23 protein-coding genes are annotated in these 23368 nt (G+C 70.9%); 12 read left to right on the top strand and 11 right to left on the bottom strand.

Features of this window, described 5'->3' with window-relative positions; genetic code table 11:
- Positions 1-20: 20 nt before the first annotated feature.
- On the top strand, positions 21-320 hold the full coding sequence (locus OG729_RS22440) for a hypothetical protein (RefSeq protein ID WP_405807847.1): 300 nt from the start codon (positions 21-23) through the stop codon (positions 318-320).
- A gap of 113 nt (positions 321-433) precedes the next feature.
- Here OG729_RS22440 and OG729_RS22435 read toward each other — a convergent pair whose 3' ends face one another.
- Positions 434-1996 carry a FadD3 family acyl-CoA ligase gene (locus tag OG729_RS22435; RefSeq protein WP_405807846.1) on the bottom strand — a complete coding sequence of 521 codons (1563 nt, stop codon included), beginning with the start codon at positions 1994-1996 and terminating at the stop codon, positions 434-436.
- An 89-nt stretch (positions 1997-2085) separates the two neighbouring features.
- Here OG729_RS22435 and OG729_RS22430 point away from each other — a divergent pair, with 89 nt between their 5' ends.
- Genes OG729_RS22430 through OG729_RS22420 form a run of 3 tightly spaced genes read left to right on the top strand, consistent with a single transcriptional unit; the run spans position 2086 to position 4434 of the window.
- Positions 2086-3234: a lipid-transfer protein gene (locus OG729_RS22430; protein WP_405807845.1), complete on the top strand. Its 1149-nt coding sequence runs from the start codon at positions 2086-2088 to the stop codon at positions 3232-3234.
- Between the two features lies 1 nt (position 3235).
- Positions 3236-3667: a Zn-ribbon domain-containing OB-fold protein gene (locus OG729_RS22425; protein ID WP_405807844.1), complete on the top strand. Its 432-nt coding sequence runs from the start codon at positions 3236-3238 to the stop codon at positions 3665-3667.
- On the top strand, positions 3664-4434 hold the full coding sequence (locus OG729_RS22420) for an enoyl-CoA hydratase/isomerase family protein (protein WP_405807843.1): 771 nt from the start codon (positions 3664-3666) through the stop codon (positions 4432-4434). Before OG729_RS22425 ends, OG729_RS22420 begins: the two co-directional genes overlap by 4 nt.
- Positions 4435-4855: 421 nt before the next feature.
- Here OG729_RS22420 and OG729_RS22415 read toward each other — a convergent pair whose 3' ends face one another.
- Positions 4856-7276, bottom strand: a complete 2421-nt coding sequence (locus OG729_RS22415) for a serine/threonine-protein kinase (RefSeq protein WP_360867749.1) — start codon at positions 7274-7276, stop codon at positions 4856-4858.
- Between the two features lie 261 nt (positions 7277-7537).
- Positions 7538-8407: a VOC family protein gene (locus tag OG729_RS22410; RefSeq protein ID WP_405807842.1), complete on the bottom strand. Its 870-nt coding sequence runs from the start codon at positions 8405-8407 to the stop codon at positions 7538-7540.
- Positions 8408-8704: 297 nt separating this feature from the next.
- Between OG729_RS22410 and OG729_RS22405 the strand changes: the two genes are divergently transcribed.
- Entirely contained in the window at positions 8705-9352 is a 648-nt protein-coding gene (locus OG729_RS22405) for a TetR family transcriptional regulator (RefSeq protein WP_405807841.1), read from the top strand.
- Positions 9353-9602: 250 nt separating this feature from the next.
- Here the strand turns inward: OG729_RS22405 and OG729_RS22400 are convergent, their stop codons facing one another.
- The 4 genes from OG729_RS22400 to OG729_RS22385 form a co-directional block, all read right to left on the bottom strand.
- Positions 9603-10211 carry a GPP34 family phosphoprotein gene (locus OG729_RS22400; RefSeq protein WP_405807840.1) on the bottom strand — a complete coding sequence of 203 codons (609 nt, stop codon included), beginning with the start codon at positions 10209-10211 and terminating at the stop codon, positions 9603-9605.
- A 170-nt stretch (positions 10212-10381) separates the two neighbouring features.
- A complete protein-coding gene (locus tag OG729_RS22395; RefSeq protein ID WP_405807839.1) occupies positions 10382-10855 on the bottom strand; it encodes a nitroreductase family deazaflavin-dependent oxidoreductase in 474 nt (157 codons plus the stop codon).
- Positions 10855-12042, bottom strand: coding sequence for an acyl-CoA dehydrogenase family protein (locus OG729_RS22390; RefSeq protein ID WP_360867763.1), 1188 nt, complete (start codon positions 12040-12042; stop codon positions 10855-10857). Before OG729_RS22390 ends, OG729_RS22395 begins: the two co-directional genes overlap by 1 nt.
- Positions 12043-12108: 66 nt before the next feature.
- Positions 12109-12480 (bottom strand): DUF1801 domain-containing protein, encoded by a 372-nt coding sequence (locus tag OG729_RS22385; protein WP_360867766.1) that lies wholly within the window; start codon positions 12478-12480, stop codon positions 12109-12111.
- A gap of 33 nt (positions 12481-12513) precedes the next feature.
- Between OG729_RS22385 and OG729_RS22380 the strand changes: the two genes are divergently transcribed.
- A complete protein-coding gene (locus OG729_RS22380; protein WP_405807837.1) occupies positions 12514-13683 on the top strand; it encodes a thiolase C-terminal domain-containing protein in 1170 nt (389 codons plus the stop codon).
- Between the two features lie 110 nt (positions 13684-13793).
- Here the strand turns inward: OG729_RS22380 and OG729_RS22375 are convergent, their stop codons facing one another.
- Positions 13794-14372, bottom strand: a complete 579-nt coding sequence (locus OG729_RS22375) for a TetR/AcrR family transcriptional regulator (RefSeq protein WP_405807836.1) — start codon at positions 14370-14372, stop codon at positions 13794-13796.
- A gap of 80 nt (positions 14373-14452) precedes the next feature.
- On the opposite strand from OG729_RS22375, the gene OG729_RS22370 reads away from it, so the two are divergent.
- A complete protein-coding gene (locus OG729_RS22370; protein ID WP_405807835.1) occupies positions 14453-15121 on the top strand; it encodes a pyridoxal 5'-phosphate synthase in 669 nt (222 codons plus the stop codon).
- On the opposite strand, the gene OG729_RS22365 is transcribed toward OG729_RS22370, so the two are convergent.
- Positions 15073-15516 carry a Zn-ribbon domain-containing OB-fold protein gene (locus OG729_RS22365; RefSeq protein WP_405807833.1) on the bottom strand — a complete coding sequence of 148 codons (444 nt, stop codon included), beginning with the start codon at positions 15514-15516 and terminating at the stop codon, positions 15073-15075. The two genes, OG729_RS22370 and OG729_RS22365, sit on opposite strands and share 49 nt — an antisense overlap.
- Complete coding sequence (locus tag OG729_RS22360; protein ID WP_405807832.1) at positions 15516-15965, bottom strand: DoxX family protein; 450 nt, start codon at positions 15963-15965, stop codon at positions 15516-15518. The genes OG729_RS22365 and OG729_RS22360 overlap by 1 nt, the downstream gene beginning before the upstream one ends.
- Before the next feature lie 150 nt (positions 15966-16115).
- Between OG729_RS22360 and OG729_RS22355 the strand changes: the two genes are divergently transcribed.
- From OG729_RS22355 to OG729_RS22335, 5 genes are all read left to right on the top strand, one after another.
- Positions 16116-17267 (top strand): flavin-containing monooxygenase, encoded by a 1152-nt coding sequence (locus OG729_RS22355; protein ID WP_405807831.1) that lies wholly within the window; start codon positions 16116-16118, stop codon positions 17265-17267.
- Between the two features lie 182 nt (positions 17268-17449).
- Complete coding sequence (locus OG729_RS22350; RefSeq protein ID WP_405807830.1) at positions 17450-19681, top strand: acetate--CoA ligase family protein; 2232 nt, start codon at positions 17450-17452, stop codon at positions 19679-19681.
- The gene (locus tag OG729_RS22345) at positions 19678-20466 is read left to right on the top strand and encodes an enoyl-CoA hydratase/isomerase family protein (RefSeq protein ID WP_405807828.1); all 789 of its coding nucleotides are present in this window, start codon (positions 19678-19680) and stop codon (positions 20464-20466) included. The genes OG729_RS22350 and OG729_RS22345 overlap by 4 nt, the downstream gene beginning before the upstream one ends.
- Before the next feature lie 198 nt (positions 20467-20664).
- Positions 20665-21837: a DUF3103 family protein gene (locus OG729_RS22340; RefSeq protein WP_405807827.1), complete on the top strand. Its 1173-nt coding sequence runs from the start codon at positions 20665-20667 to the stop codon at positions 21835-21837.
- A gap of 201 nt (positions 21838-22038) precedes the next feature.
- Entirely contained in the window at positions 22039-22653 is a 615-nt protein-coding gene (locus OG729_RS22335) for a flavin reductase family protein (protein WP_405811230.1), read from the top strand.
- Between the two features lie 8 nt (positions 22654-22661).
- Here OG729_RS22335 and OG729_RS22330 read toward each other — a convergent pair whose 3' ends face one another.
- Entirely contained in the window at positions 22662-23312 is a 651-nt protein-coding gene (locus OG729_RS22330; RefSeq protein WP_405807825.1) for a hypothetical protein, read from the bottom strand.
- Positions 23313-23368: the final 56 nt, after the last annotated feature.

Genomic DNA, 23368 nt, shown 5'->3' with positions numbered 1-23368 from the left:
ATCCCATGGGGGACAGAAAGATGAGCAACACCGAGAAGAAGCCAGAAGAGTTCACCACGATGGACCACCACACACCTGCGCCGCCCGTGGACGGTCTCACCACCATGGACCACCACACGCCGGCCCCGCCGTCGGGCGCCGCCATCGTGCAGGACCACCACACGCCCGCGCCGCCGGCTGACGGCGTCACCACCATGGACCACCACACCCCGGCCCCGCCGGTCGACGGTGTCACGACCATGGACCACCACACGCCGGCCCCGCCCCTGGACGGCGTCAGCACGATGGACCACCACACGCCGGTCCCGCCGAAGGGCTGATCAGGACTCAACTCGACGGGGTGCGGCCGCGACGGCGCGGAGGGGAGCCGTCGCGGCCGCGGCATGTCCGGACCCGAACCGGGGAGAGCGGCGCCCGGCAAGGAGCCGCACGTTCAGGCCCGCGACCGCGACCGCAGTTCCCTCTTCAGCACCTTCCCACTCGCATTCCTCGGCAGCTCGCTCACGAACTCGACCTCCCGCGGCACCTTGTAGTTCGCCATCTCCCGCCGCGACCACGCGATCAGATCGTCGGCTGTGAGCGTCGAGCCCCGGTGCCGTACCGCGTACGCCTTGCCCACCTCGCCCAGTCGCGCGTCAGGGACGCCGATCACCGCGATGTCCGCGATATCCGGGTGCAGGCCCAGCAGTTGCTCTATCTCGGCCGGGTAGGCGTTGAAGCCGCCGACGATGAACATGTCCTTGATCCGGTCGGTGATACGGAGATTGCCCGCCGCGTCCAGCACGCCGACGTCGCCGGTGTGCAGCCACCCCTCCTCGTCGATGACCTTCGCCGTCTCCTGCGCGTCCTCGAAGTAGCCCTGCATCACATGGTGTCCGCGCACCAGCACCTCTCCCGGTTCGCCGGGCGGAGCCTCGACGCGGACCTCCGTGTCGGGGATCGCACGGCCCGAGGTGGCCGCGATCGTCGCGGGGGCGTCGCCGCGGCGGCACATCGTGACGATGCCGCTCGCCTCCGAGAGGCCGTACGCCGTCAGCACCGTCGCGATCCGCAGCTCGCTGCGCAGCCGCTCGACCAGCTGCAGCGGAACGACCGCCGCGCCCGTGACCACGAGACGCAGCGCGGACAGATCGTGCTGGTCGCGAGCCGGGTGGTCGAGCAGGGACTGGTGCAGCGTCGGCGGTCCCGGCAGCACCGAGATGCGCTCGGAGGCGATGTTCGCAAGCACCGTGTCCACGTTGAAGACCGGCTGCGGCACCATCGTCGCGCCCCGCGTCAGACACGCGATGATGCCCGCCTTGTAGCCGAAGGTGTGGAAGAACGGGTTCACGATCAGATAGCGGTCACCCTCGCGCAGCCCCGCGAGCTCGCTCCACACGTCGTAGCAGCGCAGCGTCTGGGCGTGGGTGATGACGGCCCCCTTGGGGCTGCCGGTGGTGCCCGAGGTGAAGATGATGTCGGAGGGGGCCGAGGGGTCCACCGAGTCGGCCCGGATGCGTACTTCGGCGGCCGAGACGCCGTCGCCGCCCGCCAGGAAGTCCTTCCAGGTGCGGTAGTCCTCGGGCGCGCTGTCCGCGAGGACCACGACCTGCTCCAGATGCGGCAGATCCACCTCCGCGCGGCGCAGCGAGGCGACGTACGAGGTGCCGAGGAAGGTGCCGGTGACGAAGAGGAGCCTGGCGCGGCTGCGCCGGAGTACGTACGCGGCCTCCGTGCCCTTGAAGCGGGTGTTCAGCGGCACCAGCACCGCCCCGGCCGTGACCGCGCCGAGTGCCGAGACGATCCAGTCGAGGGTGTTCGGGGCCCAGATGGCGACCCGGTCGCCCGGTTCCACTCCGGACGCCATGCACGCCGCGGCCGCGCGCTCGACGCGCTCACCCAGTTCGCCGTACGAGACGCTGGTGCGTCCCTCGACGACGGCCTCCCTGCCCCCGTACCGTCCGGCGGCGCTCCGCACCAGCCTCGGGATGGTGCCCCACTCCAGATCGCCGCGCATCGCAAGCCCTCCTGCCGTCCCCGCAGTAGCCGACCCAGTAGCTGACTCAGTAGCTGACTACCCGTCAGATTAGCTGTACCCTCCCCCACATGGCGAGCCTCAAGGACGCAACCGCGATAGCCGGGATCGGACAGACCGCCTTCGCGAAACAACTCCCCGAATCCGAGAAGACCCTGGCCTGCCGGGCCATCCTCGCCGCGCTCGACGACGCGGGCATCGACCCCTCGGAGGTCGACGGCTTCGCCTCGTACACGATGGAGGAGACGGACGAGGTCGAGATCGCGAAGTCCATCGGCGCCGGTGATGTGACCTTCTTCGCCAAGGCCGGCTACGGCGGCGGCGGTTCCTGCGCCACGATCGCTCATCTCGCCGGGGCGATCGCGACCGGACAGGCGAGCGTGGGGGTCGCCTGGCGATCCCGTAAGAGGGGCTCGGGACCCCGCCCCTGGAAGAACACCGCCGTCCAGCTCCCCACCCCCGGCCAGTGGACCCGCCCCTTCGGGCTGCTGCGTCCCGCCGACGAGATCGGCATGCTGGCGCGGCGCTATATGCACGAGTACGGCGCCACCCGCGACCATCTCTTCAATGTCGCCCTCGCCTGCCGCAACCGCGCCAACCAGAACCCGGCCGCGGTGATGTACGAACGGCCGCTGACCCGCGACATGTACATGACCTCGCGCTGGATCAGCGAGCCGCTCTGCCTCTTCGACAACTGCCTGGAGACGGACGGCGCGCTGGCCTGCGTGATCGTCGGCGCCGAGCGCGCCCGTGACTGCCGCCGGCCGCCGGTGTACGTCCACTCCGTCGCCCAGGGCCTGCCCGCCCAGCACCACGGGATGGTCAACTACTGGAACGACGACCCGCTCACCGGGCCCGCCTGGACGGGCGCCCGACAGCTGTGGAAGCAGGCGGACTTCGGCCCGCAGGACGTGGACGTCGCCCAGATCTACGACGCCTTCACCCCGCTCATACCGCTCTCGCTGGAGGGCTACGGCTTTTGCGGGCGGGGCGAGGGCGCGGCCTTCACCGAGGGCGGCGCGCTGGAGATCGGCGGCCGGCTGCCCCTCAACACCGGCGGCGGCGGCCTGAGCGAGGCATACGTACACGGCTTCAACCTCATCAACGAGGGCGTGAAGCAGCTGCGCGGCAGCTCCACCGCGCAGGTCCCGGACGCCACGACCTGCCTGGTCACGGCGGGCGAAGGAGTGCCCACTTCGGCCCTTCTGCTGAGGAGTTGAGATGCTGACACCGCTGGTCGACGAGGACGGCGCCCCCTTCTGGGAGTACGCCGCACAGGGCGAACTGCGCGTCCAGGCCTGTGCGTCCTGCGGCGAGCTGCGCTTTCCGCCGCGGCCCTGCTGTCCGCACTGCCACTCCTTCGACAGTCAGTGGCGCAGGATGAGCGGCCGCGGCCGCATCTGGTCGTACGTACTCCCCCATCCGCCCCTGCTGCCGGCATACGCCGCCCAGGCCCCGTACAACGCGGTCGTCGTCGAACTCCTGGAGGCCCCCCGCATCCGCCTGGTCGGCAATGTGGTCGCGGCGCCGGACGCCCCGCTCAACTCGGTGGACCCCGCGCGGCTGCGCATCGGCGCCGGGGTCAAGGTGGCGTTCACGACGCTCGCGGACGGCGGCGTCACGGTCCCGCGCTGGCTGCTGGAGCGGGCATGAGTATCCGGGTCGAGGCCGTCAAGGAGACGGGGGTCGCGCTCGTCACGCTGGACCGGCCCGAGAAGCACAATGCGATCGATCTGCAGATGGCGGACGAACTGGCGGCTGTGTGGCGGGGGTTCCGCTTCGACGACACCGTACGGGCGGTGGTGGTGACGGGCGCGGGCACCAAGGCGTTCTGCACCGGCATCGACCGCTCGGTGGACGTGCCGCAGCCCTCGTCCCCGTACACGATCGACGATCCGCTGATCGCGATCGGACCGAAGGCGAACGACCTGTGGAAGCCGGTGATCGCGGCCGTGGAGGGGATGGCCTGCGGCGGGGCCTTCTATCTGCTCGGCGAGAGCGAGTTCGTGGTGGCTTCGCGGGAGGCGACGTTCTTCGATCCGCACACGACGTACGGCATGGTCAGCGCGTACGAGACGATCTATCTGGCGCAGCGGATGCCGTTCGGCGAGGTGGCGCGGATGGCGCTGATGGGAACGGCGGAACGGATCTCCGCGCGGCGGGCGTACGAGACGGGCCTGGTCTCGGAACTGACGGACCCGGGCGAGGTTGCGCGGGCGGCGGTGCGGGCGGCGGAGGTGGTGGCGTCGTACCCGACGGAGGCGGTGCAGGGGACGGTACGGGCGGTGTGGGCGTCGCGGGAGGCGGCGAGGACGCAGGCGCTTGGGCTTGCGCCGCACTTGATTGCGCTCGGGAACGTGTCGCCTGAGCGGCAGGCGGCGCGGTTCGCGGGGCGCGGGAGCGAGTACCGGCTGCGGTGACTTTCGGTGCGCCCTTCGGGCGTGTCCTCAATCTCCCCCCAGACAGCAGCCCGTTCGGCGATTGAGGACTGGGGGGCTGGGGTCTGTGCGCGCTGGAGCCGCCGCCGGTCAGGGAGCCGGTGGAACCGCCCGACGTGGTGGTGTCGTTGTCGTGGCTGCCACCGCTCGTGCCGCCGCTGCTGCTACTGCTGCTGCCTCCGCGGCTGCCGCCGTGGGAGTCGCGTCCGTGACGGCCGTCGTACCAGTCACGGAAGGGGCCCGTACGGCGGCCGTCGCCTCGATGAGAGCGGGGATGGAGCCGATGATGGTGCGGACCACCGCCGACGCCCGACTCGATGTGCCGCTCTCGATCACGACGCTACGCCCGGACGGTTCGGGTTGCCATAGGGAGCGGCTCGCATCCCGGCTGCCCGCATATCGGCTAGCGCGCCCCGCCCCTCCCCGTCGCCGTGCCCTTAACCGCGTCCAGCGCGTACACACAGCGGTCCTTGCTGCACGCGTACACCACACCGCCATCGGCCACCGGGGAGCCCGTGATCTCGCCGCCCGTCGCCAGCTTCCAGCGGAGCTGGCCGCCGCTCGCGTCCAGCGTGTAGAGCACATGGTCCGCGGAGCCGAAGTGGACCCGGCCGTCCGCCACCACCGGTGCGCCGATGACCTCCCCGCCCGCGGCGAAGCGCCACATCGGGGTGCCCGTCACCGCGTCCAGGGTGTAGAGCGCGCTGCCGCTGCCGACATGGACGTTGCCGGCCGCGACGAGGACCGGTTCGGTGGACTGGCGCGACTCGGTGGCGATGCGCCAGCGGTCCTTGCCGGTCGTGGCGTCGAGCGCGTACACCGTGCCGAGGTAGTCGGCGAGGTAGACACCGCCGCCCGTCACCGCCGGCCCCGGTGCGAAGACCGGCGGCGAGAGGAACACCGCGGGCGACTCGAAGTGCCAGCGGACCAAGCCGTTCGCGATGTCGATGGCGAGCACCCGGGTGCCGGCCGAGACGTACACATAGCCGTCGGACGCGGGATGCACCCGGACCGGCACATTGCCGCAGGACGCCGCGTCGCCGACGGGGTACGACCAGCGCTCGACGCCCGTACGGGCCTCCAGCGCGCGCAGCCTCGCGTCCTTCCACACGTACACCGTGTCGCCGAAGATCGCGGGCCCCGCCTCCGGGGTCTCGAAGTCCGACTGCGCCCCGGTGGTCTCCCACAGCTTCTCGCCGTTGGACGCCTCCCAGGCCTGTACGCCACCGCCGCGCGTCCCGGTCAGGACGGTGCCGCGGTCGACCTTGAGGGAGTACACCCAGGCGTCGGTCCCCAGCCGCCAGCGTTCCTGGCCGTTCGCCGCGTCGAGCGCGTACAGCGTCGGCCCGTCCGAGGCGTGGATACGGCCGCCGGCGACGGCCATCGCCCATGCCACGTCCCTGGTCTTGAACTGGCGGCGGCCGCTGCCCACGTCCAGGGCGTGCACCTCGAAGGAGGTGACGTACAGCAGATCCCCGGCGACGACGGGCGTGCCCCAGACGTCGTTCGACATCCGGAAGCGCCATGGGCGCCAGTGTCCCGCCGCCCCGTCCGGGGGCGAGGCGGGCGGCGGCACGGGTGTCGGGGCGGGAGCAGGGCCGGGTGGGGGCAGGGGGCTGGTCACGGCCCCGTCGCCGTTCAGGCCGCCGGGCGGGCGGATCCAGCCGGTCGCGGGACCGGCCTCGGCGACCGCGCTGCGGCCCGGGTCGGCGACTCGGGGGCCGGGTCCGATCGGGACCTTGGCGCCGGGCAGCCGCACCGGTCCGGCAGCCGCGGGCGCGGCCACGGGTGAGGGCGCGGCCTGTCCCGTACGTGGGTCGCTGCCACCGTGCCACGCGGAGTCCCAGTCGGCGCCGCCGGGCCGGGGCGGCTGCTGGGGAGCGGGCGGGGCGGGCTCGGCGGGGCGCTGCACGGGGGCGGGAGCGGGGGGCCGTCCGCCGCGGCGCAGTTCGATCATCGCGGTGGCCCGCTGCGGCAGCCATGCCGATGCGGTCCCGCTGTCGTCGCTGCCGGAGGAGAACAGATGCGGGGCGAGCTGCGCCTGAAGATCCTCGGGCGTGGGCCGCAGTCCGGCCTCCATCTTCATGCAGGACTCGATCAGCGGCCGGAGCTCGTCGGGCAGCCCCTCCACGTCCGGGCCCTCGCGCAGCAGCATGAAGACCGTCTCGACCGGGTTGGCGCCGTGGAAGGGGGCGTGCCCGGTCGCCGCGAAGACCAGCGTGGAGCCGAGCGAGAACACATCGCTCGCGCCGGTCACGCTGCGCGAGTCGCGCGCCTGCTCCGGCGACATGTACGCGGGTGTGCCGACCGCGACATTGGTCATGGTCAGCCGGGTGTTGGAGACGCCGGACGCGATACCGAAGTCGATGACGCGCGGCCCGTCCTCCACGACCAGCACGTTCGACGGCTTGAGGTCGCGGTGGACGAGGCCCGCGCCATGGATGGACTGCAGCGCTTCGGCGATGCCGGCCGCCAGCCAGCGCACCGCCTGGGCCGGCATCGGCCCGCACTCATTCACTATTTCCTCGAGGGAGGGGGCAGGCACATACGCGGTGGCGAGCCAGGGCACGGCCGCCCGCGGGTCGGCGTCCACCACTGCCGCCGTGTAGAAACCGCTGACGGCCCGGGCGGCTTCCACCTCACGGGTGAAGCGGACACGGAACAGCTGGTCCTCGGCGAGCTCGGTGCGCACCGTCTTGATCGCCACCCGGCGGCCGGACGCCGACCGGGCGAGATAGACCAGCCCCATGCCGCCGGCACCGAGCCGTCCCAGTACCTCGAACGGACCGATCCGTCTCGGGTCATGCTGCGTCAGCTGCTCCATACCTGCCTGCCACCTCCCCGTACGGGCCCCAGATCGAAATGGAGCCCGTCCATCACAGCCCCGTGCAGCGTCTCACCACCGAGACCCTCGGCGGTGCAGCGTCTCACCACCGAGACCCTCAGCGGTGCGCCCCCTGATTCTTCCTGTCTCGGGCGACGGTTGCGAACCCGGGGGCGGATCGGGGTGTCTCACCCGGTTTCGGGCACGGGCCGGGAGGCGGAATGGTTCAGCCGCGCGCCTCCAGACGCCCGCTTCCGCTTTTCAGGCCGTCTTGGCCTCGGCCTCCGGTTCCGGCTCCGGTTCCGGTTCCGGTTCCGGCTCCGGTTCCCGTTCCGACTCCTGTCCCGGCACCGCCGCGGACTGCGCCTGCGGCTCGGCGAGCACGGCGAAGGAGGCCCCCTGGTTGTCGGCGAGCACGGCGATGCGCCCGTACGGAATATCGAAGGGCGGCGCCTGGACCCGGCCACCGAGACGGGTGACGGCAGCGGCCGTCTCGTCGCAGTCGTCGACGCAGAAGTAGATGAGGAAGTGGCCGGGCATCTCGGCCGGGAAGGCGTCCGTGATCACGCTCCGGCCGCCGATGGCGGTGTCCTCCCCCGGTTTCGTACCGGCGGGCGACCACATGCGGAAGTCGACGGAGGCGTCGGACAGGTCCGTCCCCTGGAAGCCGAAGACGGACTCGTAGAAGGGGTCGACCCGCTCCTTGTCCCGCGAATAGACCTCGGTCCAGCAGAAGGAGCCGGGCTTGCCCTGCTTCTCGAACCCGTCCCGGTCACCCGGCTGCCAGGCCCCGAAGACCGCACCACCCGGATCGGCGGCGACCACGACGGTGCCGGAGGTGCCGACGGGCTGCCGGTCGACGATCACCTGACCGCCGGCTTCCCTGATCTTCCCGACCAGGGCCGTTGCGTCGGAGGTGGCGAAGTAGACGCCCCAGACGGTGGGCATCCTGCCGTCACTCTTGGGCACCAGGGCGGCGACAAGTTTTTCGTCGCTGTAGGCGTCGAACTGCAGCCCTTCACCGTGACGGAAGGTCCAGCCGAACAGCTCACCGTAGAAGCGCTTGCCCGCCTCTACGTCAGGGAGCGCGGCATCCACCCAGCACGGCGTGCCCTCTGCGAATGCGGCCATGGACGTGGTTCCTTCCCTGTGCGGGATATGGGGGTACCTCCCACGGCCGCCAGGCCGCAGGGGGAGGGTGTGGTGCCCGTCACACTCAAGCTAGCGGGGCGGGGCGCGGGTCGCAGGGGATCGAGTCGAACGGTTGTTCACTTGTCCGGACAATGAGGCATCCGCGCTCCAGCGTCGGCGCCAAGAATCGTTGACTTGTCCACGAAAGTTATCCACAGGCTGTTGATAACACTATTCGTGCACCCCATTTGCAGTCGGCCGAATCGCGCGCCGATCACCCCTCGGTAAGCTGACGGCATGACAGGACAAGTACGCACCGTCGACGGCCGAGTGGCCGGGCGACGCGGCCAGGCGACGCGGCAGAAGCTGCTCGACTGCCTCAGCGAGATGCTCAGCTCCTCGCCGTACCGGGACGTCAAAGTCATCGACGTGGCCCGGAAGGCGGGCACTTCGCCCGCGACCTTCTACCAGTACTTCCCGGACGTCGAGGGCGCGGTCCTCGAGATCGCCGAGGAAATGGCCAAGGAGGGCGCGGGATTGACCGAACTGGTCTCCGGCCGCTCCTGGGTGGGCAAGGCGGCCTGGCAGACGTCGGAGGAACTGGTCGAGGGCTTCCTCGACTTCTGGCGCCGCCATGACGCGATTCTGCGGGTGGTGGATCTTGGGGCCGCGGAGGGGGACAAACGGTTCTACAAGATCCGCATGAAGATCCTGAACTCGGTCACCAACTCTCTTTCGGACGCAGTGAAGGACCTGCAGTCCAAGGGCAAGGTGGACAAGGACGTGAGCCCGGCGGCGGTTGCCGGGGCGCTCGTGGCGATGCTGGCGGCGGTGGCGTCGCATCAGAAGGGGTTTACGACGTGGGGCGTGAAGCAGGCTGAACTGAAGCCGAATCTGGCGCTGTTGGTGAATCTGGGTATCACCGGTAAGAAGCCGACGAAGTAGCTGCGCGCGCCTGCGCCGAGTCCTGTCATGCCGACGGCGGTCCCTGCGGGGGGCGCCGTCGGTGCTTTTTCCCCACCCCGCCCTCCCACAGGGCTCCGCCTGGGTGGGGGTGCCCCCGGCTGCGGCCCGGGCCCCCGGGGTACAGGGGCGAAGCCCCTGCCTTCCCTCGGCGAGCGGGGGAAAGGCCCCGGCACCCCGCGGACATCCCAGACGCCCCCCGCGCGCGGCCACGCCACCGCGTGTGTGGTCTTTATTCGCCTCGCCAGATGTTGTCGAAGGCCGCCCCCTCGATCGCTCGCCGTTGCCGTTCGGCCTCCAATTCCCGCACCGCGTCATGGACGGCGGCGAGCACTGTCGCCACGGCGTCGTCGGCCACACTCGGGGAGTTCCCAGTCCGCCTGTCGTCGATTCCGACGGCCGCCGCAAGGACGGCGAGGATGGGCTCATCTGATGTCCAGCGGTTCGCCGCCAGGCGGCGATCGAGCGAATCGACCAGCTCCGTCTGCCCGGTTCGGGACAGCCCCCAGCGGCGGCGTCGTCCCCGAGTGAGCTGCCCTTCCGCCTCAAGAACGGCCAGATAGGCAGCGGACAGGCCGCGGCCTCTGCGCCAAAGCCAGTCGCCCACCGACTCGTACGGCGCCTGCCGGGCGAACGACGACGCGGCCTCCTCCAACAGGCGATCAGCTATTGCCGGCCGATAGCCCGGCACGATGTGATCGCCTTCCAGCGTGACGGCTTGGGCATCCAGGAGGTCGATCAGCTCGGCCCCGGCGAGCGCAAGCGACAGCTCGCCTCGCTCCGGAGGAGGGCTGGACGCCATGTCTATGGCAACGATCAACAGGTCCCGCGGTGTGGTCATGAATGGCTCCACCTCACCTCAAGAAGCCGGAGGCGAACGGCGTCGTGCGAATGGTGGACCTCGGCCCGTCGGCGACACTCCCGTACACGAGCTTACGGAGCGAGAACGGCAGCTGCATCCCAAGTGTCGGGGGTGCAGGGCCCAGCCCCGCATGACCCAGCGGGGAAGCGCTACCGCCGCGTGAGGCGGAACACGCGGATTTCGCGGGAGACCCGGGCCTGGTACGTCGCGTACGGCAGCCAGAACGTCAGCGCCTCCCGCCACACCGTCTCCCTTTCCCCTTCCCCGGACTTGAGCAGCCGCGCGTGGACCGCGATGGCCTCGCCCCTCCAGTTGATCTCCGCATCGGGGTGCACCAGCAGGTTCGTCGTCCAGGACGGGTGAGCCTCGCGGCCGAAGTTGGATCCGATCAGGATCCAGCCTTCCCCCGACGGCATGCACGCCAGCGGCGTAACCCTCGGCAGACCGCTCTTCGCGCCACGGGCCGTCAGGACGACCCCCGGGAGCATCTGCGCGCTCAGCAGCACGCGCCCCCGCGTCAGCCGGTGCACCGTACGGTCCAACGCCGGGACGAAATGCGGCGCGATCTTCGCGAAGGCGCGCGTCGAGGAGATCTTCTGGACGAGACGGACGCCAGGAGGCATCAGACCCTCACCTCCGCCGCCGCAAACAGGCCCGCCGCCTCCGCCGCCCGCCCGCGCAGCCGGTGCACCGGGCCGAAGAGCAGCTCGTCCCCCGCCGCCCGTTTGAAGTACAGATGCGCCTCGTGCTCCCACGTGAAGCCGATGCCGCCGTGCAGCTGGACCGCCTCCCCCGCAACCACCCGCAGCGCCTCCAGGCACTGCGCCAGCGCCAGGCCGCCGGCCTCCGGCGGGTCCCAGGCCGCGAAGTACGCCGCCGAGCGGGCCGCCTGGATGCGTACGTACAGATCCGCCAGCCGGTGCTTGACCGCCTGGAAGGAGCCGATCGGCCGGCCGAACTGCTCGCGCGCCCCGACGTACTCCACCGTCCGGTCCAGGGCGCTCGCCGCCGCGCCGACCGCCTCCGCCGCCAGCAGGGCCGCGACGCCCGCCCCCGCCGAGGCCAGCGCCCCCGGCACGTCCGCCGCGTCGTCCGCGCCCAGCAACTGTGCGGCGCAGTCGCGCAGTTCGATACGGGCCTGCGGCCTCGTCTCGTCCAGCGATGTCTGCCGCACCCGCGAAAGCCCCACCGCGTCCGCCGCCCGGACGAGGAAGAGCAGCGTACGGCTGCGCGCGAAGCCACCCGTGTGCGCCGCCACCACCAGCAGCTCCGCGCTGTGCCCGTCGAGGACCTGCGCGGCCTCCCCGTACAGGAGCCAGGACCCGCCCTCGTCCGGGCGCGCCTGAACTCCGCCGGCCCGTCCGCCGCCCGCCCACTGTCCCGACCTGTTGTCGCCACTCAGCCCGAGCGCCCGCGCCAGGCTGCCGCCGGGAACGGCGAGTGCGCAGGTCAGCGAGCCGTCCGCGATACGTGGCAGCAGCTCGTCGCGCTGCGCGGCCGTCCCCAGCGCTGTGATCAGCGGCGCCGCGAGCCCCGCCGTGGCCAGCAGCGGCGACGGCAGCAGCGCCCGCCCGGTCTCCTCGCAGGCGAGGGCAAGCTCGGTGAGGCCGCAGCCCACGCCCCCGTACGACTCGGGCAGCGCGAGCCCCGGCAGGCCCAGCTGTTCGGACAGCTGCGCCCACAGCCGCGCGTCGTACCCCGCGGCGGTGCGGACCGCGGCCTTGACCTCGTCCGGGCCGGACCGTTTGGCGAGCAGTTCGCGCAGGGTGCGGCGGATCTCGTCCTGTTCCGCGGTGAAGGCGGTGTCCATGGGATCCCCTCCGATCTGACGGTCCGTCATGTTAGAAGGAGGAACCCCATAAACACAGAGGCGCGTTCAGCAAACATCTCCGGGAGCCGCCGCAGTCGCCCGCAGCAGATCCTGTACGAGTTCGTAGTCGATCGACTCCGTACGCCGGAACCGCAGACACCCCCTGCCCATGTCCTGGTCCGCCAGCCGCTCCTCGAAGCCCTCCCGCACGTCCGGCCGCATCAGATAGAAGGAGACGTACTGCTTCTGATTGGCGAAGGCGATCTCCGGCTCACCACCTTCGCGGCGATAGCAGGGCATGCCCCACGCCATCACCTCCTCGTACCCCACGAGCTGCGTGCGGCACAGCTCCCGGATCCGGATCAGGGCCGTCAGCCGGTCCTGCTCGGCCACCTCGGCGAGGTAGGCGTCAACATCTTCGGCGGCACTTCTGGGCATACACCTCACGCTATCTGATGTACCGTCAGATCCATGCCTTCCACTCCGCGCAAGGTCGCCGTCGTCGGCATATCCCTCTCGGACTGCGGCCGCGTCGACGGCCCGACGCCCTATGCCCTGCATGCCCAGGCCGCCCGCCGCGCACTCGCCGACTCCGGCCTGCACCGCTCGGTGATCGACGGCTTCGGCTCCGCCGGACTCGGCACACTCGCCCCGGTCGAGGTCGCCGAGTATCTCGGCCTCAAACCGCGCTGGATGGACTCGACCGCCGTCGGCGGCGCCACCTGGGAGGTCATGGCGGCGCACGCGACCGACGCGATCGCCGCCGGGCACGCCAACGCCGTGCTCCTCGTCTACGGATCGACCGCCCGCGCCGACATCAAGGCCCGGCGGCGCACCTCCAACCTCTCCTTCGGCAGCCGCGGACCGCTCCAGTTCGAGGTCCCGTACGGGCATACGCTCATCGCCAAGTACGCGATGGCCGCCCGCCGCCACATGCACGAGTACGGCACGACGCTGGAGCAGCTCGCGGAAGTCGCCGTCCAGGCACGGGCGAACGCCGCTGCCAATCCGGACGCGATGTTCCGTGAGCCGATCACGGTCGACGAGGTGCTGGACGGGCCGGTGATCGCGGATCCGTTCACCAAGCTGCACTGCTGCATCCGCAGCGACGGCGGCTGCGCGGTGCTGCTCGCCGCGGAGGACTACGTGCCGGACAGCGCGAAGGACCCGGTGTGGATCCTCGGCACCGGTGAGTACGTCTCGCACACCACCATGTCGGAGTGGGAGGACTTCACCGTCTCCCCGGCGGCGGTCTCGGGCCGCCTCGCCTTCGAGCGCGCGGGCGTCTCCCCTGCCGACATGGATATCGCCGAGATCTATGACGCCTTCACCTATATGACGCTCGTGACGCTGGAGGACCTCGGTTTCTGCGCCAAGGGGGAGGGCGGCCCGTTCGTCGAGAAGGGCCGGCTGCGGCGGGACGGCGAGCTGCCGGTGAATACCGACGGCGGCGGCCTGTCCGCCTGTCATCCAGGGATGCGCGGGCTGTTTCTGCTGGTCGAAGCCGTACGGCAGCTGCGCGGCGAGGCCGGCGGCCACCAGGTGCACAAGGCGGACGGGAGCACGCCGCGGCTGGCGGTGGCGTCCGGCACCGGCGGCTGGTTCTGCTCGTCCGGGACGGTGGTGCTGGGCCGGGACTGAGGCCCCCGGGGGCCTGGAGCGGATGGACATCGTGACCGCGGTGAACGGCGCTCACACAGGGGCGTACGGGCAGCGAGTGAACTGACTCCCCTTTCATGCCGTCTGGGCTCCTAGGGGGAGTCTTGGAGCAGCCGCTCAACCAGGGCCGTGATCAGCTCGGCCGCCTGCTCCTTCGGGAAGACGTCGGGCAGCGTGAGGCGCTCCACCACCAGCCAGTTGGCCGCCAGATAGATCATCCTGATCGCGTCGGCGTCGCCGGGCAGACCGGAGGCCAGATGGTTGGCGACATTCGCCTCGACGTCCTCGCTGACGCGTTCGGTGAGCAACGCGCGCAGCTCGGGGCGGCGGGTGGCCTCCAGCCGCAGTTCGAGCAGGGCGAGGTATCCGGTGCGGAAGGCCGTGACCCGCTCCACCACGTCGCGCACCAGCTCCGCGGTCCGCGCGGCGGTGGCCGGGCCGGTGAACATGGCCTCCATCGTTGCGTCGTCGGGGCGCAGCCGCTCGTAGATGCGGCCGCCGGCCTGGTTGAGCAGATCGTCGCGGTTGGCGAAGTAGTTGGACGCGGTGCCCTTGGGGACCTCGGCCTCGGCGTCGACGGCCCTGAAGGTGAGGCCGCGGGCGCCCTCCCGGGCGAGCACTTCGATGGCCGCGTCCACCAGCGCCGCGCGCCGGGCCAGGTTCTGCCTCATCTGCGTCCTCTCGATCACCGCACCCGGGCTGATGCCACGCACTCGGACTGATACCACTGTGAGTGTAGTACTTTGCCCGTATGGACAACGATCGGCAGGACACCTTCCGCAAGCTCCTGCATGCACAGCGGGTTTGGGACACCACGCTGCCCGCCTTCGACCCGGCCGCCGCGCCCGCCGGCCCGCTGCCGCTCTTCCACCGGTGGTTCGCCGAGGCCGTGACCGCGGGCCAGACCGAGCCGCACACCATGACCCTGGCCACCGTGGACGAGCAGGGGCGTCCCGACGTACGCACGCTGATGCTGCACGACGCGGACGAGCGCGGCTGGCACTTCGCCTCGCACGCCACCAGCGCGAAGGGCCGGCAGCTGGCCGCGCATCCGGAGGCCGCACTGGGCTTCTACTGGGCCGCACAGGGCCGCCAGATCCGCGTCCGCGGCCGGGTGACGGCGGGCGGCTCCACGGAGAGCCAGGCCGATCTGCACGCCCGCTCGACGGGCGCACTGGCCGCCGCGCTCACCGGTCGGCAGAGCGAAGTCCTGGGCTCCCAGGACGAGTTGGAGACGGCGTCACAGGCAGCGTGGGAGCGTGCGCAGGCCAAGCCGGACGCGCCCGTGCCCACCTGGACGCTGTATGTGCTCCAGCCGTACGAGGTGGAGTTCTTCCAGGGCGACGAGCGCAGGCAGCATGTCCGGCTGCGTTACCGGCGCGAAGGGGGCGCCTGGGTACGGGAGTTGCTCTGGCCCTGAGCCGGGCGGCGGAACACCGGTATCATCTCCGCGCCCTCCCCGGCCTTGAAGGCGACCACCAGCTCCATGCCGATGCTCAGCTCGCTCTCCGGGCAGCCGACGACTTCGGTCATCATCCGCGGCCCCTCGGCGAGATCGACGACCGCGGCGGTGTACGGGACGCGGTCACCGAAGGGCGGCAGGTCATTGCGGTGCACGACGGACCAGGTGTAGAGCGTGGCACGGCCGCTCGCCCGCTCCCATTCGACGTCCTCGCTCCAGCAGTGCGGGCAGAACTCGCGCGGATAGTGGTGGGCCTTCGCGCAGGCGCGGCAGCGGCGGATCAGCAGCCGCCCGTCGGCCGCGGCGTCCCAGAACGGGCGGGTGAAGTCGTCGACCTCAGGCTTCGCGGTCATCAGAAGAGCCCGATCGCGCTGTCGAGGGACCAGGTCTGCCAGGACATGGCCACGAGGGCGACGAACGATATGAGCGCCATCATGGCGTTCTGCCCCTGTTCCGCCCAGTCGTGGATCATCAGAATGAGATAGAGCAGATTGAGGAGCAGCCCGCCGACGAGGGCGATCGGGGTCAGGAAGCCGACGATCAGACCGAGACCGAGGGCGAGTTCGGCGTAGACGACGATGTACGCCATCGCTTTGGGGCGCGGCTCGACCACTGCCCTGAAGCCGTTCTTCACCGCCGGCCACTTGTGCTTGCCTGCGACGTCGGCCGCCCAGGCGATGCCGGTGCCGCGCTCGAACCAGCCCTTCTTGTCCTTGTGGCGCCAGCTCTCCAGCCACCACAGGCCGAGACCGATGCGCAGGACGGCGAGCCATTCGGCGCCGGTGAGCCAGACGGTCTCCATCCGGAACTCCCTCTCTCCACTTTCTGACGGTACGTCAGTTCAGCGGATGCGGCGGTGCGCGCGCAAGGGGTCTGCATGCGTGATCGATTCGCAACCGATTCCCGTCTTGACTGAGACCCATCAAGTAATCAGGTGATTACGCTCAGGTTCATGGCGGACGAACAGGACATCGACCTCACGAACGACCGGCCCGTGTACGTCATCGGCGGCGGCCCGGGAGGTCTCGCGGCAGCCGCGGCGCTGCGTGAGCACGGCATACGGGCCGTGGTGCTGGAGAAGTCCGAGTCCGTGGGAGCGTCCTGGCGCCGCCACTACGACCGGCTGCACCTGCACACCACCCGGAAGCTTTCCGGGCTGCCCGGGCTCGCGATGCCGCGGTCTTTCGGGCGCTGGGTGTCCCGGGACGACGTGATCCGGTACCTGGAGAAGTACGCGGAGTTCCACGAGCTGGAGATCGTCACGGGCGTCGAGGTGTCCCGTATCGAGCAGTCGGGCTCCGGCTGGCTGCTGCACGCGACGGGCGGCCGGCAGCTGACCGGGCGCGCGGTCGTGGTGGCCACCGGCTTCAACCACACCCCGCGGCTGCCCGACTGGCCCGGCCGGGACACGTACACCGGGCAACTGCTGCACGCGGGCGAGTACCGCAACGCCGCGCCGTACGCCGGCAAGGACGTGCTGGTCGTCGGCGTCGGCAACACGGGCGCGGAGATCGCGGTCGACCTGGTGGAGGGCGGCGCGGCGCGCGTCCGCCTCGCCGTACGGACGATCCCGCACATAGTCCGCCGCTCCACCGCGGGCTGGCCGGCCCAGCGCACCGGCATCCTGGTCCGCCGGCTGCCGGTACGAGTGGTGGACCGGGCAGGCGGGATCATGAGCCGGATCTCCGTCCCCGACCTCACCGAACGGGGCCTGCCACGCCCGGACACGGGCCTGTACTCCCGGGTCCGCGAGGGCGCGATCCCGGTCCAGGACGTGGGCCTGATCGACGCGGTCCGCTCCGGCACGGTCGAACCGGTCGCCGCGCTGGAGTCCTTCGACGACGGCAAGGCGGTCCTGGCGGACGGCACCCGGATCTCCCCGGACACGGTGATCGCGGCGACGGGCTACCGCCGGGCACTGGAGGACCTGGTCGGCCACTTGAACGTCCTGGACGAGCGCGGCAGACCCCTCACCCACGGCCGCCGCACGCCGGCGCAGGCGCCGGGGCTGTACTTCACCGGGTTCACGAACCCGATCAGCGGGATGTTCCGCGAGCTGGCGATCGACGCGCGCAAAATCGCCAAGGCGCTGTCCAAGGGCTGAATCGCGCCGTCTCCAGAGTGCCCCGGGCGGGTAGTCAATCAGCATGAGCCCGTTCCGCCCCGGCGCCGAATCCGCGGGCCCCCGCCAGGCTTTGCGTGCAGGGATGTTCCTGACAGGTCGTCAGTTCTGTAATCTGACTATGCGTCAGTAACTTGGCCAACGAGCAGGAGCGGGGCTCAGCGATGCTTGGATCTACTCACGGCACCCTCACCTCCGACCTCCGCGCGCGCGTCGTGGCCTGCGGCGAGCACCCCCGCAATGCCGTCCATGACACGACTTCGGTCACCGCGACCGACGGCGATCTGGACGTCAGCGGGCGGCCGCTGTACGCCCCCGTGCCCGATCTCGACCGGTTCTTCCGGCCCGCGTCCGTCGCCGTCGTCGGGGCGTCCGACGGTGACGGGCGGCCCAATACCGGCATCACCCGGCAGCTCATCGACTGGGCCGAGCGCGTCGGGGCGCGGCTCCATCCCGTGCATCCCTCCCGCGCGAGCGTCTTCGGCCTGAGCTGCGTTCCCTCCGTCGGAGACCTGCCCGAACAGGTCGATCTGGCCGTGCTGCTCGTCGCCGACCCGCTGCCCGTCATCGAGGAACTCACCGAGGCCAAGGTCAAGTTCGCCGTCGCCTTCGCCTCCGGGTACGCCGAGACCGGGGCGGAGGGCGCGGCCGCCCAGGCGCGGCTGGCGGCCGCGGTGGGGCGGTCGGGGTTGCGGCTGCTCGGGCCGAACACCAATCTCAACGCCTTCGAGAAGTTCCGGGACGACCTGGAGGGCCCGGCGATCGCGCTGATCACCCAGTCGGGGCACCAGGGGCGGCCCATCTTCACCATGCAGGAGCTGGGCGTACGGCTCTCCCACTGGGCACCCACCGGCAACGAGGCCGACCTGGAGACCGCCGACTTCATCTCGTACTTCGCCGAGCGACCCGAGGTCGGGGCCATCGCCTGCTATGTGGAGGGGCTCAAGGACGGCCGTTCCTTCCTGCTCGCCGCCGACCGCGCGGCCCGGGGCGGGGTCCCGGTCGTCGCGGTCAAGGTCGGGCGGACCGAGACCGGGGCGCGGATGGCCGCGTCGCACACCGGCAAACTGACCGGCGCGGACCAGGTCGTGGACGCGGCGATGCGACAGTTCGGCGTGATCCGGGTGGACGGGCTCGACGAACTCCAGGACACCGCCGCCCTGTTGGCACGAGCCCGCAGGCCCGTGGCTGACGGGGTCGTCGTCTATTCGATCTCGGGCGGCACCGGCGCGCACTTCTCGGACCTGGCGACCACGGCGGGGCTGCGGCTGCCGCGGCTCTCCGAAGCCAAGCAGGCCGAGCTGCACGAGTGGATACCGGAGTATCTGAGCGTCGCGAACCCTGTCGACAACGGCGGGCACCCGGTGGGCGACTGGCGCGGTCGCAAGATCATCGACGCGATTCTGGCAGACCCGGCCGTCGGGGTGCTGATCTGTCCGATCACCGGCCCCTTCCCGCCGATGAGCGACAAGCTGGCGCAGGACCTGGTGGACGCGGCCGAGGCGACGGACAAGCTCGTCTGCGTGGTGTGGGGGTCGCCGCTGGGCACCGAGGAGGCGTACCGCGAGACGCTGCTGGGGTCCTCGCGGGTCGCCACGTTCCGTACGTTCGGCAACTGCATCACGGCGGTGCGCGCCTATCTGGACCACCACCGGTTCACCACCGGCTACCTCTCGCCCTTCGACGAGGCACCGCGCACCGCCTCCCCCTCCTTCCGCAAGGCGCAGGCATTGATGCGTCCCGGCAAGCAGCTGAGCGAGCATGCGGCCAAGTCGCTTCTTCGGGCGTACGGCATCCGCGTGCCGCGCGAACAGCTGGTGACCAGCGCGGCGGCGGCGGTCAGGGCCGCGGGCCTGGTCGGCTACCCCGTCGTCATGAAGGCGTCCGGGACGCAGCTCGCCCACAAGACCGAACTCGGCCTGGTCAAGATCGGGCTGACCTCGGCGAGCCAGGTCCGCGACGCCTATCGCGAGCTGACCGACATCGCCCGCTTCGAGGGCGTCGACCTGGACGGAATCCTGGTCTGCCAGATGGTGGAGCGAGGCGTCGAGATGGTGGTCGGTGTCACCCAGGACGCGCTGTTCGGGCCGACGGTGACGGTCGGGCTCGGCGGGGTGCTGGTGGAGGTGCTGCACGACGCGGCGGTGCGCGTTCCGCCCTTCGGCGAGGACCAGGCACGCGCGATGCTCGGCGAACTGCGCGGCCGCGCCCTGCTCGACGGGGTCAGGGGCGGGCCGCCGGTGGATGTGGACGCTCTGGTGGAGGTCGTGCTGCGGGTCCAGCGGATGGCGCTGGAGCTGGGCGACGAACTGTCCGAGCTGGACATCAATCCCTTGATGGTGCTGCCGCGGGGGCAGGGCGCGGTGGCGCTGGACGCGCTGGCGGTGTGCCGATGAGTTCGGACGTGCTCCACCGCGTGGAGAACGGCGTCTCGTGGGTCACGCTCAACCGGCCCGATGCGATGAACGCGGTGACGTGGGACCAGCGGGAGCGGATCATCGCGCTGCTCGCGGACGCCTCCGCGGACCCCTCCGTGCGGGCGGTCGTGATCACCGCCACCGGCAAGGGCTTCTGCGCGGGCGCGGATCTGCGCGGGGCGCCGGTGGCCGGTGAACGCGTGGCCGGAGACGTCGCCCGTACGATCCGGCTCGGTGCGCAGCGGCTGATCTCCGCCGTCCTGGACTGCGAGAAGCCGGTGATCGCGGCGGTCAACGGCACGGCGGCCGGCATCGGCGCGCATCTGGCCTTCGCCTGCGACCTCGTACTGGCCGCGGAACCTGCCTCGTTCATCGAGGTGTTCGTACGCCGGGGGCTCGTCCCGGACGGCGGCGGGGCGTATTTGCTACCGCGGCTGGTGGGGCCGCAGCGGGCGAAGGAGCTGATGTTCTTCGGCGACTCGCTGCCGGCGTCCGATGCGGAGCGGCTCGGTCTCGTCAACCGGGTCGTCCCGGCCGATGACTTGGCGAAGACGGCGCGCGAGTGGGCGGAGCGGCTGGCGGCCGGCCCGACGCGGGCGCTCGCGCTGACCAAGCAGCTGGTGAACGCGTCACTGGACGCGGACCGGGCCATGGCGTTCGCGGCGGAGGCGGCGGCGCAGGAGATCAATATGACGACCCGGGACGCGAATGAGGGCGTGGCGAGCTTCGTGGAGCGCCGCACGCCTCAGTACCGCGGGCTCTAGCCCCAGCGGGTTCCTCGAATTCTCCGGCAACGCGCCCTGCCCCAAGCGGGGTTGGGCACAGAGTTGTTGCATTCCTGACATGCTCCCGCCATGCTGTACCCGCGAGTAGATCTACTCGTGTAGATCACTCTGTGCCACCGCTCACACGCTCCATCCGAATGCGACCCAGAATCCCCCCACTCGCTTCAGGAGGACCCCTTGAGCAGTAGACGTGCACGACCCAAACTCCTTGCCGGTGCCATCATTTCCGTCACCTGCCTGGCCACCGTCCAGCTTGCCGCGTTTCCCGCGGCAGGTGCCCAGGCCGACACCGCGGCGGCTGACCGGGCGACCGCCTCGGCCCCGTCGTCCCGCGCAGCAACGTCGGCCGCGGTCAGCCGCATCGAGGACCGTGCCGCCCGGGCAGTCGCCGTTTCGCTCGCCGACGCGGGTTGGCGCTCTCAGGTGCGGGACGCTGCCGTGACCGATAAGCAATTGGATCTGCGCGCCCTGACCGGCCGGGCAGCCGCGGCGCAGGCCGGCAAGCGCCTCGCATCCTCATTGGTCTCGGCCGATCGGCAGATCGTCGCCGCCAAGGGCCTCGGCGCGGGCACCGGCTCCCTGCTGCGCCTGCGCCTGGGCGCGGACTCGATGCGCAAGGGCTTAAAGGCGGGCGCCGCCCCGCTCGTCGCCGCCGCCTCGGCCGACGACCACGCCAGGACGATTACCGCGTACGACAGCCGTGGCGCCGCCCACACGCTGGACGCGCGCAAGGCGCCCGACCGGCCCGTCTATGTGCTCGACATCGACGAGTCCAAGGCCCTTGCGGCGGGCATGAAGGTCATGCGCCAGGAACTCGACAAGCACGGCCTGAACGCGCCGCAGGCGAGCACCGCCGGTGCGGGCTTCTGGACCACGCGTATCACCGGCGTGGAGCTCTCGGACGACGAGGAGCCCTGGATCAAGGGAGACGCCGAGATCTACTCGCTCGTGACCGGCTTCGGGCTGGACGGCAAGGTGCGCGTCGACCCGGTCCAGATGCCCTATCTGGACAACGACGGAGTTGCCTACCACCCCAACCAGATCCTGGTGAACTGGTCCAACTACAAGTACAACCTGGCCGACGCCGTGATGATGGAGGAGGACGGCAGCACCAACTACCGCGACCTCGCCAAGGCCATCGCCGGAATCCTGCTCACCATCGCCGACCAGGGCACCTACATCCCCTTGGTGAACGCGGTCCTGGATGCCATTCCCGACGACTGGTGGACCGACGACCCGGACTACGTCGACTCCTGGTACACCCTGGCCAAGAACGACACCGGCCGCCGCGACGGCGCCCGCGCGAATGGCTGGATGACCCTCGAGCCGTACTACGTCCAGGGGTTCTGAGACCTCGCCCGACCCCTCCGCTCGCAGCCTTGGCTCTGAGGCGCTTGCTGTGACGGCCCCTGTGGCCGGCCGATTGTCTGGCCACGGGGGCCGATTGCGCCCCAGCTCACCAGTCGCCTGAGCTCTGAGCGCGGGCCGCGCCGAGACCTTCCCATCTGACGAACCGTCAGGTTCAATGGAGGTGTGATGGGACACGCAGGGATGGCGGCCACCGCCGTCCGATACCTCAGGTCCGTGGGGGCTCCCACGGCCACGGACCCGGCCACCGCCCCGGTCGGCGAGCCCTTCGACGTGCTGCCGCGCCCCGACCTGCGGGCCGTTGGGGACGACGAGCGGCCTCCGGTCGAGCCCGGTGAATTCCGGCGTGTGCTGGGGCACTTCGCGACCGGGGTCACCGTCGTCACGGCGTACGACGAGGACGGGCCGGCCGGATTCGCCTGCCAGTCCTTCGCCTCCCTCTCCCTCGACCCACCGCTGATCGCCTTCATGGTCGCCCGTACGTCGACGACCTGGCCGCGCATCGCCCGCGCCGGGGCCTTCTGCGTCAACGTCCTGGGTGCGGAACAGGGCGAGCTGTGCCGGGGCTTCGCGGTCAGCGGTGCGGACAAGTTCGCGGGGGTCACGTACAACCGCGCTCCGGTCACCGGGGCGCCGCGCCTGGACTCCGTACCGGCCTGGATCGACTGCACGATCCAGACGGTGCACACGGGCGGCGACCATCTGATCGTGGTGGGCCGGGTGGCGGCACTGGGCGCGGTGGACGAGGGTGCGCCGCTGCTCTTCCACCGCGGGAAGTTCGGCCGCTTCACGCCCTAGGCGTACGGCTACCAGTCCTCCGTGGTGATCAGCCGGCCGCCCCCGGTCTCGATCCGCACCGTGCCCCTGTCCCCGTACGCGGCGTGGCGCCAGGCCGCGAACGCGGTGGCCACCCGGTGACCGCTCTGCGTGTCGTCCGCCGTGTAGGAGACGGTGACCACGGCCTGGTTGACCGCTCCCACCTTGCGGACCTTCACCGTGTCGAACGCCAGGCCGTCGTCCGCCTTGGTGCCATGGGCGGCGAGGTGATCGCGGAAGTCACGGGTCATGACGAACCATGTCGCGGACGAGCAGGGGTCATCCGCGGTGTCGTCCGTCGTACGGTCCGGCTGCTCACCGGTGTCCTCGTCGGTGGTCTCCTCCGGTACGCCGCTGTCCTCGTCCGTCGGCTCCTGCGGCTCGCCCGTCTCCTCGTCCGTGGTCTCCTCCGGTACGCCCGTGTCCTCGTCCGTCGGCACCTGCGACGCGTCCCACTCGTCGTCACTCGTGTCGTCCGTCGTGCAGTCCGGCCCGGCGGACGAGGACACCGACGGGGGCGCTGCCGCCCCCTCGGACGTCCGGCCGCCCGCCTGCTGAGAACCGCACCCGGCCAGGACCGCGCAGCACAGTCCGGCCACCGCCACCTGTGCGGCGGCCCGCGTCATCGACTTCGTCCTCATCGAAGCACCCCCCTTGCGTGCAAGAGGGGATCAAGCTGCCCCAGGTTGCCTCCCGG

This window comes from Streptomyces sp. NBC_00210 (genome assembly GCF_045160975.1).
Classification (GTDB): Bacteria; Actinomycetota; Actinomycetes; order Streptomycetales; family Streptomycetaceae; genus Streptomyces.
This window is presented reverse-complemented; position numbering and strand designations above follow the sequence as displayed.

Coding starts and splice junctions, on each gene's coding strand:
- OG729_RS22440 (WP_405807847.1), top strand. CDS start 21: ATGAGCAACACCGAGAAGAAGCCAGAAGAGTTCACCACGATGGACCAC.
- OG729_RS22435 (WP_405807846.1), bottom strand. CDS start 1,996: ATGCGCGGCGATCTGGAGTGGGGCACCATCCCGAGGCTGGTGCGGAGC.
- OG729_RS22430 (WP_405807845.1), top strand. CDS start 2,086: ATGGCGAGCCTCAAGGACGCAACCGCGATAGCCGGGATCGGACAGACC.
- OG729_RS22425 (WP_405807844.1), top strand. CDS start 3,236: ATGCTGACACCGCTGGTCGACGAGGACGGCGCCCCCTTCTGGGAGTAC.
- OG729_RS22420 (WP_405807843.1), top strand. CDS start 3,664: ATGAGTATCCGGGTCGAGGCCGTCAAGGAGACGGGGGTCGCGCTCGTC.
- OG729_RS22415 (WP_360867749.1), bottom strand. CDS start 7,276: ATGGAGCAGCTGACGCAGCATGACCCGAGACGGATCGGTCCGTTCGAG.
- OG729_RS22410 (WP_405807842.1), bottom strand. CDS start 8,407: ATGGCCGCATTCGCAGAGGGCACGCCGTGCTGGGTGGATGCCGCGCTC.
- OG729_RS22405 (WP_405807841.1), top strand. CDS start 8,705: ATGACAGGACAAGTACGCACCGTCGACGGCCGAGTGGCCGGGCGACGC.
- OG729_RS22400 (WP_405807840.1), bottom strand. CDS start 10,211: ATGACCACACCGCGGGACCTGTTGATCGTTGCCATAGACATGGCGTCC.
- OG729_RS22395 (WP_405807839.1), bottom strand. CDS start 10,855: ATGCCTCCTGGCGTCCGTCTCGTCCAGAAGATCTCCTCGACGCGCGCC.
- OG729_RS22390 (WP_360867763.1), bottom strand. CDS start 12,042: ATGGACACCGCCTTCACCGCGGAACAGGACGAGATCCGCCGCACCCTG.
- OG729_RS22385 (WP_360867766.1), bottom strand. CDS start 12,480: ATGCCCAGAAGTGCCGCCGAAGATGTTGACGCCTACCTCGCCGAGGTG.
- OG729_RS22380 (WP_405807837.1), top strand. CDS start 12,514: ATGCCTTCCACTCCGCGCAAGGTCGCCGTCGTCGGCATATCCCTCTCG.
- OG729_RS22375 (WP_405807836.1), bottom strand. CDS start 14,372: ATGAGGCAGAACCTGGCCCGGCGCGCGGCGCTGGTGGACGCGGCCATC.
- OG729_RS22370 (WP_405807835.1), top strand. CDS start 14,453: ATGGACAACGATCGGCAGGACACCTTCCGCAAGCTCCTGCATGCACAG.
- OG729_RS22365 (WP_405807833.1), bottom strand. CDS start 15,516: ATGACCGCGAAGCCTGAGGTCGACGACTTCACCCGCCCGTTCTGGGAC.
- OG729_RS22360 (WP_405807832.1), bottom strand. CDS start 15,965: ATGGAGACCGTCTGGCTCACCGGCGCCGAATGGCTCGCCGTCCTGCGC.
- OG729_RS22355 (WP_405807831.1), top strand. CDS start 16,116: ATGGCGGACGAACAGGACATCGACCTCACGAACGACCGGCCCGTGTAC.
- OG729_RS22350 (WP_405807830.1), top strand. CDS start 17,450: ATGCTTGGATCTACTCACGGCACCCTCACCTCCGACCTCCGCGCGCGC.
- OG729_RS22345 (WP_405807828.1), top strand. CDS start 19,678: ATGAGTTCGGACGTGCTCCACCGCGTGGAGAACGGCGTCTCGTGGGTC.
- OG729_RS22335 (WP_405811230.1), top strand. CDS start 22,039: ATGGCGGCCACCGCCGTCCGATACCTCAGGTCCGTGGGGGCTCCCACG.
- OG729_RS22330 (WP_405807825.1), bottom strand. CDS start 23,312: ATGAGGACGAAGTCGATGACGCGGGCCGCCGCACAGGTGGCGGTGGCC.